The organism is Luteibacter sp. SVR4-7G (assembly GCF_056755555.1).
The window spans coordinates 1-8,129 of the sequence record NZ_JBPGXO010000078.1 but is presented as its reverse complement, the minus strand read 5'-3'; the positions used below and the strand labels follow the sequence as shown (position 1 = coordinate 8,129).

Annotated in this window: 6 protein-coding genes; all 6 read left to right on the top strand. The window is 66.3% G+C overall.

What is annotated here, in order from left to right:
- Positions 1-164: 164 nt before the first annotated feature.
- The gene (locus tag ACR9ZH_RS18185; RefSeq protein ID WP_481292172.1) at positions 165-2,579 is read left to right on the top strand and encodes a S9 family peptidase; all 2,415 of its coding nucleotides are present in this window, start codon (positions 165-167) and stop codon (positions 2,577-2,579) included.
- A 312-nt stretch (positions 2,580-2,891) separates the two neighbouring features.
- On the top strand, positions 2,892-2,984 hold the full coding sequence (kdpF, locus tag ACR9ZH_RS18180; RefSeq protein ID WP_481292171.1) for a K(+)-transporting ATPase subunit F: 93 nt from the start codon (positions 2,892-2,894) through the stop codon (positions 2,982-2,984).
- Positions 2,981-4,702 (top strand): potassium-transporting ATPase subunit KdpA, encoded by a 1,722-nt coding sequence (gene kdpA, locus ACR9ZH_RS18175; protein ID WP_481292170.1) that lies wholly within the window; start codon positions 2,981-2,983, stop codon positions 4,700-4,702. The genes kdpF and kdpA overlap by 4 nt, the downstream gene beginning before the upstream one ends.
- 4 nt (positions 4,703-4,706) lie before the next feature.
- Positions 4,707-6,779 carry a potassium-transporting ATPase subunit KdpB gene (gene kdpB, locus ACR9ZH_RS18170; RefSeq protein ID WP_481292169.1) on the top strand — a complete coding sequence of 691 codons (2,073 nt, stop codon included), beginning with the start codon at positions 4,707-4,709 and terminating at the stop codon, positions 6,777-6,779.
- 15 nt (positions 6,780-6,794) lie between these two features.
- Complete coding sequence (locus ACR9ZH_RS18165; RefSeq protein WP_481292168.1) at positions 6,795-6,986, top strand: hypothetical protein; 192 nt, start codon at positions 6,795-6,797, stop codon at positions 6,984-6,986.
- Positions 6,987-7,072: 86 nt separating this feature from the next.
- Positions 7,073-8,129 (top strand): outer membrane beta-barrel protein (locus ACR9ZH_RS18160; RefSeq protein ID WP_481292167.1); only part of this gene is annotated, 1,057 nt, incomplete at its 3' end.

Genomic DNA, 8,129 nt, shown 5'->3' with positions numbered 1-8,129 from the left:
AGATGTGTATAAGAGACAGGAGCGCGCCTGCGCGCGACAGCTTTTCGCGAGGCCTAACAGGGCCAGTTGCTCACGGCCTCAAAACATGTCGCGCGCAGGCGCGCTCCTACAACCCGGCGTCGTGGCCGGGTATGCTCGGCCGATTTGCCGCAACCGGAACGACCATGCGCGTACTCGCCGCCGCCCTGCTCACACTCCTTGCCGCCGCTCCCACGCCGGCCGCGCAGCCGCCGCTGGACATGGAGACGATCATGGCCGACCCCGACTGGATCGGGCCGCCGGTCGAGGACACCTACTGGAGCGTGGATGGCAGCCAGGTCTATTACTCGCTGAAGCACGACGGCACGCCGGTGCGCGATCTCTGGCGGGTGGCCGCGAACGGCGGCACGCCGGAACGCCTCGATCCCGCGGCGGCCGCGAAGGCCGACGGCGGCAAGCCGGTGTTCGACCGCGGCCACCGGCACGCGGCCTTCGTGAGCCACGGCGACATCTTCCTGCGCGACCTCGCCAGCGGCGCCACCGTGCAGGTGACCCGCAGCAGCGCGAAGGAACGCGATCCGCGCTTCTCCCTCGACGGCCGGCTGCTGACCTTCCGCGCCGACAACGACTGGTTCGCCTATGCCGTGACGGGCGGCCCGGTGGCGCAGGTGGCGCACCTGGAAGCGAAGGACGACCCCAAGGCGAAGACGCCCGACGGCCTCGCCGATGACCAGCAGGCCTTGTTCAAGACGCTGCGCGATCTGCGCGCCGACGAAGAGGCCATGAGCAAGGACGCCGACGCCCTGGCGGCGGCCGATCCCGGGCGCGCGCCGAAACCCTTCTGGCTGGGCAAGAATGTGAGCATCGTGGATACCTCGCTGTCGCCGGACGGCCACTGGATGCTGGTGGTGACCGAGGCCAAGGACGCGGACAAAGGCAAGATCGCCGACCTCACCCATTACGTGACCGAGTCGGGTTATGCGGAAAGCGAGGCCACGCGCAGCTACGTGGGCAGGAAGGATCCCGTACCGCAGTCCCTGCGCCTGCTGGACCTGAAGACCCGCGCGAGCTACGACCTCGACACCGGCACGTTGCCCGGCATCGCGGACGATCCGCTGGCCGACATCCGCGCGAAGACCGTCGCGGCACTGCGCAAGGAGGGCAAGAACGACCGCGCGGACGAACTTGCCGCGCCGAAGAAGCGGCCGGTCATCGTCAACGCCGAGTACAGCCCGGGCATCGTCTGGAGCGATGACGGCGATCAGGTCGCCGTGCAGCTGACCGCCATCGACAACAAGGATCGCTGGATCGTCACTGTCGACTTCGACCGCCACGCGCTCGTATCCCGGCACCGTCTCAGCGACAAGGCCTGGATCAACTGGGACGGCAACGACTTCGGCTGGCTGCGCGACAACCGTACGCTCTGGTACCTCAGCGAGGAATCCGGCTACACCCAGCTCTACACGCGCCCGCTGGACGGCAAGGCCACGGCGCTGACCTCGGGCCGCTTCGAGGTGGACCACCCGGTGTTGAGTCCCGATGGTTCGCGTTTCTACGTACGCACGAACAAGGTGGCGCCGTACAGCTATGACATCTACGCGGTGCCGGTGAAGGGCGGGGAGCTTGCCCGGATCACGCGGTTCGAAGGACTCGACGATTTCGTGCTGTCGCCGGACGGCAACCGCCTCGCCGTGCTGCACTCGTCGCCGTACGTGCCCTCGCAGCTGGCGACTATCGGCGTGGACGGCTCGGCGGTCCATGAGCTGACCGACACGCGCAAGCCGGCGTACAAGGCGCGCGAGTGGATCGCCCCGAAGATCGTGCAAGTGCCTTCGAAGCACGGCGCGGGCACGATCTGGGCGAAGTTCTACGGTCCCGGCGACGCGGCCGCGGCGGCATCGCGTCCGGCGGTGATCTTCGTGCACGGTGCGGGCTACCTGCAGAACGTGCACCTGTCGTACCCGTCGTACTTCCGCGAGCAGATGTTCCACAACCTGCTGGTCCAGCGCGGCTACGTCGTGCTCGACATGGACTACCGGGCGTCCAAGGGCTACGGCCGCGACTGGCGCACGGCGATCTACCGGCAGATGGGCCATCCGGAACTGGAGGACCTGCTCGACGGCAAGGCCTGGCTGGTGGCGAACCACGGCGTGGACCCGAAGCGCGTGGGCATCTACGGCGGCAGCTACGGCGGCTTCATGACCCTGATGGCTCTGCTGCGTGCGCCCGGCGAATTCGCCGCCGGCGCCGCGCTGCGTCCGGTCACGGACTGGACCAGCTACAACCACGAATACACGGCGGCCATCCTCAACGACCCGCAGATCGACCCGGAGGCGTACAAGGCCAGCTCGCCGATCCACTACGCCGAGGCGCTGGCCGATCCGCTGCTGATCGAGCATGGCCTGATCGACGACAACGTGCTGGCCAGCGATTCCATCCGCCTGTACCAGCGCTTCATCGAGCTGCACAAGAAGAACTTCTGGATGTCGCTGTACCCGATGGAGCGGCACGGCTTCGTGCACGCGGACTCCTGGTACGACGAGTACCGGCGGATCGACGAGCTGTTCCGCGATAAGCTGGAAGCCACCCCGCACCTGTAGGAGCGCGCCTGCGCGCGACATGTTTTGAGGCCATGCCTTGAAGCTGGCGCGCCGGCTTGGGCACTTCGGCGAAAGGCTGTCGCGCGCAGGCGCGCTCCTACAGCTGCCGTGAGAATTTACGCAAACGTTACGCCCTACCCGCGTATCGATACGCCGTAAATATCGCCCCGGGCGAACAATGCGCACCGTCCTCTCCGATGGTGAGCAACCGTGGAAATCCTGTGCGTCCTCCTCATCGTCGTGCTTACGGCCGCGACGATCGGCTTCCTCATGATCTGCGACCGGCTGGGTCGCCGCTGAGGTAATGCCGCCATGTCCCTCGTCTATGTCGTCGCCATGGTCATCGCCGTGGCGCTTGCGGGCTATCTGTGCGTCGCCCTCCTGAAGCCGGAGTGGTTCGAATGACAGCCAACGATTTCATCCAGATCGGCCTGTTCCTGGCCGTCCTGCTGGCGCTGGTGAAGCCCGTGGGCCACTACATGGCCCTCGTCTTCGCTGACGAACCTAACCGCGTGACACGTCTCGGCGCGGGGATCGAGCGTGTGCTCTATCGCCTGGCTGGCATCCGTACCGACGAGGACATGGGCTGGAAGCGCTATGCCATCGCCATGCTGGTGTTCAACGTGGCTGGGCTGGCCGCGGTGTACCTGCTCCAGCGCACCCAGCAGTGGCTGCCGCTGAATCCGCAGCACTTCGGCGCCATCACGCCGGACTCGGCCGTGAACACCGCGATCAGCTTCGCCAGCAATACCAACTGGCAGGGCTATGCGGGCGAGTCGACGATGAGCTACCTCACCCAGGCGCTAGGCCTTGCCGTGCAGAACTTCCTGTCGGCCGCCACCGGTATTGCCGTGCTGATCGCGGTGATCCGCGGTTTCGCGCGCCGCGGTGCGTCCGCCGTGGGCAATTTCTGGGTCGACATGACCCGTGCCACGCTTTACGTGCTGGTGCCGGTCTCGCTCCTCATCGCGCTCCTGCTCGTTTCGCAAGGCGTGGTGCAGAACGTGGCGCCCTACTTGGACGTCACCACCCTCGAGCATGGCAGGCAGACGCTGCCGATGGGTCCGGCCGCGTCGCAGATCGCGATCAAGATGCTCGGTACCAACGGCGGCGGTTTCTTCAACGCCAATTCCGCCCATCCGTTCGAAAACCCGACGCCGCTGTCCAACTTCGTCGAGATGCTGGCGATCTTCCTGATCCCGGCGGGCCTCTGCCACACCTTCGGCAAGATGGTGGGCGACCGCCGCCAGGGCTGGGCGATCCTCGCGACCATGCTGCTCATCTTCGTGCCGCTGACCGTGGGGCTGGTCGCCGCCGAGCAGGCCGGCAACCCTGCGTTCCACGGTCTGGCCTTGGATGCGCACGCCAGTGCCCTGCAATCCGGCGGCAACATGGAGGGCAAGGAAACGCGCTTCGGCATCGTGTCCTCGGGCCTGTTCGCGGCGATCACGACGGCGGCATCCTGCGGCGCGGTCAACGCCATGCACGACTCGCTCACGCCGCTGGGCGGACTGGTGCCCATGTGGCTGATGCAGCTGGGCGAAGTGATCTTCGGCGGCGTCGGCTCCGGGCTCTACGGCATGCTCGCCTTCGCGGTGGTAGCCGTGTTCATCGCGGGCCTCATGGTCGGCCGCACACCGGAATACCTCGGCAAGAAGATCGAGGCGCACGAGATGAAGATGGCCAGCCTGGCCGTGCTCCTGCCCTGTGCGCTGGTGGTCGTCTGCACCGCCGTGGCGGTGATGGTGCCGGCCGGCACGGCCGGTGTCGCCAACCCCGGCGCGCATGGCTTCAGCGAGATCCTCTACGCGGTCAGTTCCGCCTCCAACAATAACGGCAGCGCCTTCGGCGGACTGTCGGCAAACACGCCGTTCTGGAACCTGTTGCTGGGCATCTGCATGTTCCTGGCGCGCTTTCCGCTGGCGATCGCGATGCTGGCCATGGCCGGTTCCCTCGCCGCTAAGCGCCATGTGCCGGAGTCGGCGGGCACCCTGCCCACCCACACGCCGCTCTTCGTCACTCTGCTCGCCTGCGTCGTGATCGTCGTTGGCGCCCTTACCTTCCTGCCGGCGCTGGCCCTGGGCCCGATCGCCGAGCAATTGATGTCCGCCACGGGCCACTGATCCCATGACCACCCATGTGCACACCCCGCGGGGCTTCGACCGCGCGCTGGTCACCCGCGCCCTGATCGACGCGTTCCGCAAGCTGTCCCCGCGCCTGCAATTCCGCAATCCGGTGATGTTCGTCGTCTTCGTCTGCAGCGTGCTGACCACCCTGTTGTGGGTGCAGGCGCTGGCCGGCCATGGCGAGGCGCCCACCGCCTTCATCTTCTGGGTCACGCTGTGGCTCTGGTTCACGCTGCTGTTCGCCAACTTCGCCGAAGCGCTGGCGGAAGGCCGCGGCAAGGCCCAGGCCGACGCGCTGCGTGGCTCGCGTCGCGACGTCGTCGCAAAGAAGCTGGCCTCGGCGGACCGCGGCGGCCCCACCACGTTCACGCCGTCGGGCGAGCTGCGCATCGGCCACCACGTGCTGGTGGAAGCGGGGGAACTCGTCCCCGGCGACGGCGAGGTGGTAGCCGGTGCCGCCAGCGTGGACGAAAGCGCGATCACGGGCGAATCCGCTCCCGTGATCCGCGAGGCCGGTGGCGACCGCAGCGCCGTGACGGGCGGCACGCGCGTGCTCTCCGACTGGCTGGTGGTGCGTATCACCAGCAACCCGGGCGAAAGTTTCCTCGACCGCATGATCTCGATGGTGGAAGGCGCGTCGCGCCGGAAGACCCCGAACGAGATCGCGCTGACGATCCTGCTGGCCAAGTTCACCCTGATCTTCCTCCTGGCCTGCGCCACCTTGTTGCCGTATTCGATCTACAGCGTTCGGGCGGCCGGTAGCGGCAACCCGATCACCCTTACCGTGCTGGTCGCGCTCCTGGTATGCCTCATTCCCACCACGATCGGCGCGTTGCTTTCGGCCATCGGCATCGCCGGCATGGATCGCATGATCCGCGCCAACGTCATCGCCACGTCCGGCCGCGCCGTCGAGGCGGCCGGTGACGTGGACGTGCTCCTGCTCGACAAGACCGGCACGATCACGCTCGGCAACCGGCAGGCCGTGGCCTTCCATCCTGCACCGGGCATCGAGGAACGCGAGCTCGCGCAGGCCGCCGAACTGGGTTCGCGGGCCGACGAGACCCCCGAGGGCCGCAGCATCGTCACGCTTGCTGGCAATGTGCTCGGCTGGAGCGAGCGCCGCGCGGGCGACCGCCACGCCGTGTTCGTGCCCTTCACCGCGCAGACGCGCATGAGCGGTGTGGACGTCGGCACCCGCCATATCCGCAAGGGCGCGCTCGATGCCGTGGAGCGTTACCTCGACGCGCAGGACAGCCACATGCCGCCGCTGGTGAAGCGCATGGCCGAGGAGGTCGCCCGCCGCGGCGCCACGCCGCTGGTGGTGGTCGACGGCGCGCTGACGCTCGGCGTCGTGGAACTCAAGGACATCGTCAAGGACGGCATCAAGGAACGCTTCGCGGAAATGCGCCGCATGGGCATCCGCACGGTGATGATCACCGGCGACAACCCGCTCACCGCGGCCGCCATCGCCGCCGAAGCGGGTGTGGACGACTTCCTCGCCGAAGCCACGCCGGAAGCGAAGCTGAAATACATCCGCGACATCCAGGCCGAGAACCGCCTGGTGGCGATGTGCGGCGACGGTACCAACGACGCACCGGCGCTGGCCCAGGCCGACGTAGCCGTGGCGATGAACAGCGGCACCCAGGCGGCGAAGGAAGCCGGCAACATGGTCGACCTGGATTCCAACCCGACCAAGCTGATCGAGGTGGTCGCGATCGGCAAGCAGATGCTGATCACGCGCGGTGCGCTCACCACGTTCTCGATCGCCAACGACATCGCGAAGTACTTCGCGATCATCCCGGCGGCGTTCGCCACGACCTACCCGGCCCTCAACGCATTGAACGTGATGCACCTGGCGACGCCGCAGAGCGCCATCCTGTCGGCGGTGATCTTCAATGCGCTGATCATCATCTTCCTCATTCCTCTCGCGCTCAAAGGCGTGGCTTACCGCGCCCTGGGGGCCGCCGCGCTGCTTCGGCGCAACCTGCTCGTCTATGGCCTGGGCGGCGTCCTCGTGCCGTTCGTCGGCATCAAGCTCATCGACATGCTGCTGGTCCTGATCGGGCTGGCCTGATTGGAAGTCCACCTCATGCACACCCTGAAACTCACCGTATTCATCGAAGACAACGCCGATCTCGCCATGGAAGTCCATGTCGTACATCCCGAACACAGGGAAGCCCTGGCGGACGCGACGTCGAGCGCATTCCTCGAACGCTGCTCCAGCAAGAACGGGAAGGGAGTCGACGACGAATACGAGCTTGGCGGCTACGCCGGCATTTGAAACGCCAAAGACACAAGCACGAAGCAGCACATCATTCAATCACCGACAGGGGTCCCGGAAGGGATCGGTAGGTAACCAGGCAACTTATGCGCACCACACGTTATGCCGTTCTCGCCGCCATGCTGGCGATCGCTCCCGTCACCAAGGCGATGGCCGCCAGCAGTGACGATTGTTCACAAGGCTTCGCCTCGCGTTTTGCCGCGGCTTACCGCGAGGACGCCCGGCCCGCCGACCCCAACGCGCCGGCGCCCGCGCGCCGAGCCATGGCCTCGCCGCTGCCGTCGCCGCCGTTCCCCGCCGCGGAGTGGCAGCTGGGCGGCGTCGCCTACCCGATCGGCGTGCCCAACCTCAACACGCGCTATCCACTGGAAAAGGCCCTGTCCTGTAACCGCTTCGGCAAGTGGATGACGGACCATCGCATCGAGATCTACGGCTGGCTCAACGCTTCCGCGAACCTCAGCACGTCGAGCCACACGAACTACCCGCTTTCGTATGCCACGCGCCCCAACCGCGTCGAGTTCAACCAGGCGCTGCTCCGCATCGAGCGCATTCCCGACACGGTGCAGACCGACCATGTCGACTGGGGCTTCCATCTCGACAACCTGTATGGATACGACTACCACTACACCACGATGAAGGGCGTGTTCAGCAACCAGCTGCTGAATAATCCGAAGCCGGACCAGCCGCTCAACGGAAAGATCTACGGCTACGATCCCATGCTGTTCTACGGCGAGGTGTACCTGCCTCACATCGCCGAAGGCATGGTGGTGCGCTTCGGCCGCTACCTGTCCCTGCCCGACATCGAGGCGCAGTTTTCGCCGAACAACTACCTGGTGACGCACTCGGTGCTCTACACGGTGGACCCATACACACAGATGGGCGTGATGACCACCACGCGCCTCAATCAGCAATGGACCATCCAGCTGGGCGTGAACGGCGGGAACGACACGGCGATCTGGAACCGCTCGGCGCGCCCCACTCTGCAGGCTTGCGTGCGCTGGGTGTCCAAGGACAACAACGACATGCTGTACCCCTGCGTCAACAGCTTCAACAACTCCGACTACAACTACAACAACGTGCAGATGTACGTGACCACCTGGGGCCATCGCTTCAGCGACGACGTGCACATCCTCACCGAGGCGT

Excerpts from the sequence above, each read along its gene's own strand:
- kdpA (WP_481292170.1), top strand. The coding sequence starts at position 2,981 with ATGACAGCCAACGATTTCATCCAGATCGGCCTGTTCCTGGCCGTCCTG.
- kdpF (WP_481292171.1), top strand. The coding sequence starts at position 2,892 with ATGTCCCTCGTCTATGTCGTCGCCATGGTCATCGCCGTGGCGCTTGCG.
- ACR9ZH_RS18165 (WP_481292168.1), top strand. The coding sequence starts at position 6,795 with ATGCACACCCTGAAACTCACCGTATTCATCGAAGACAACGCCGATCTC.
- kdpB (WP_481292169.1), top strand. The coding sequence starts at position 4,707 with ATGACCACCCATGTGCACACCCCGCGGGGCTTCGACCGCGCGCTGGTC.
- ACR9ZH_RS18185 (WP_481292172.1), top strand. The coding sequence starts at position 165 with ATGCGCGTACTCGCCGCCGCCCTGCTCACACTCCTTGCCGCCGCTCCC.